The 1710-nt window shown below is 32.2% G+C and carries 2 protein-coding genes; one reads left to right on the top strand and one right to left on the bottom strand.

What is annotated here, in order from left to right:
- The first annotated feature begins 673 nt into the window (after positions 1 to 673).
- A complete protein-coding gene (locus F6K22_RS40205; RefSeq protein ID WP_293110698.1) occupies positions 674 to 1447 on the top strand; it encodes a class I SAM-dependent methyltransferase in 774 nt (257 codons plus the stop codon).
- A gap of 22 nt (positions 1448 to 1469) precedes the next feature.
- On the opposite strand, the gene F6K22_RS40200 is transcribed toward F6K22_RS40205, so the two are convergent.
- A partial coding sequence (locus tag F6K22_RS40200) for a nitroreductase family protein (RefSeq protein WP_483244206.1) occupies positions 1470 to 1710 on the bottom strand: 241 nt, incomplete at its 5' end.

Below are 1710 nucleotides of genomic sequence, written 5' to 3'. Positions count from 1 at the left end.
TAGAACAATTACAAGGCGCTTCTTTAGATAATCCTGAAATTAGGAAAAAATTAGATGGTGAATTATTTGAGCGTTGGGTAGCGGAGAAACTGCAAAATACAAAAATTACTCTCCATGTGAATGATTAAATTAACACTATAAAGAGCCGGGAGTTTGGTTTAGGGAAGAGTAGGGAAGTTATATGAAACTTTCCTACAAAAATATTTGATTTATAACTATATAGCAATACTATTTAAGTTGTAATATTTTATCGTAGGGCTTTGGTCTCCAAATCCCTAAAGTTTTTTTCACAAATAATTTAGGATTAGTATAGCAATCCTAATTTTAAGTTTTAATATTTTGGTGGCAGTCAGGAGTCAATAGTCAGAATTTTAAATGTTTTCAGTTCAGATTAGCTAAGTAGTCAAGCAAAATGAATTGTATATTTGCTGTTAAGGTTAAGTAGGTAGGGCAAATTATTTTTAATCTACATTATCAAAGTAGACAAATATATTTTCCCCTGCTCCCTACTCTCTGAAAAATGTTAAATTAATTTTGCGCAGGTACTTATTATAAAAATTGTCACAACCAATGCGCGGATTGCTATAGTATCCAAAAATTATATTCTGATTGAAAATAAAGAGATTAAAATTTCTTCATCATTTGCAGTAATGTTGTCATATAAGGAAAAAACATGAGTGATGAAAATAAATCTATTTATGAGTTTGATTTGAGATTAATCTACGAATATTATTCAACAATAGAACGACAAGGACCTGGGAGTCCTGAAGTAACTATTAAAGCTTTAAGCTTTATTGATAATCTGACAAATGAATCAAAAATTGCAGATATAGGTTGTGGAACTGGTGGTCAGACGATGGTAATAGCTAATCATACGTCAGGGAATATTACAGCCATCGATCTTTCTCCCATTTTTATAGATATATTCAATATTAATACTCAGAAATTGAATCTCCAAGATAGAGTAAATGGTATTGTCGGTTCAATGGAAAATCTTCCTTTTCAGAATCAAGAATTAGACTTAATCTGGTCAGAAGGAGCAATCTATAATATCGGATTTGAAAGAGGTATAAACGAATGGTATAAGTTTTTGAAGAAAGGAGCTTTCTTTGCGGTTTCAGAAGTATCTTGGTTCACTGAAGAGCGACCAGGGGAAATTGATGAGTTTTGGAATAATGAATATCCGGAAATAGATACTATTTCAAATAAGGTCAAACAAATGGAAAAAGCTGGATATATTCCAATGGCTACTTTTGTACTGCCTGAAAATTGTTGGATAGAAAATTTTTATGCTCCGCAAGTTTCTGCACAGGAAAAATTTTTGCAAAAATATTTAGGTAATAAAACTGCCGAAGAACTCGTAGAAAACCAACGACATGAAGCTAAATTGTATTATAAATATAAAGAGTTTTATGGCTATGTTTTCTATATAGGAAAAAAGACTTAAATCATCTGCCTCAGCACTTAAACTAAATATTCAACAAAAGGAGAAAGTAAAATGGTCGAGGGAGTTCGCGGACAGATAGTCTGGGGGGAGAAAGTTCCCTCTCTAGTAGAGACTCAGGCAAAATATCCGGTTCTTCTGGATATCCAATAGCTATAGCTGCTACTGGTTCATATTCTGCTGAAATTTTATATAATTCTCGCGCTTTATCAATATGAAAACATTCTATTTGATGAACTCTCACACCCATTTCTGTTGCTTGAAAA

This window comes from Okeania sp. SIO2F4 (assembly GCF_010672385.1).
Taxonomy (GTDB): Bacteria; Cyanobacteriota; Cyanobacteriia; order Cyanobacteriales; family Microcoleaceae; genus Trichodesmium.
Note: the sequence above shows the minus strand (reverse complement) of the source record. Positions and strands in the feature narration are given on the sequence as shown.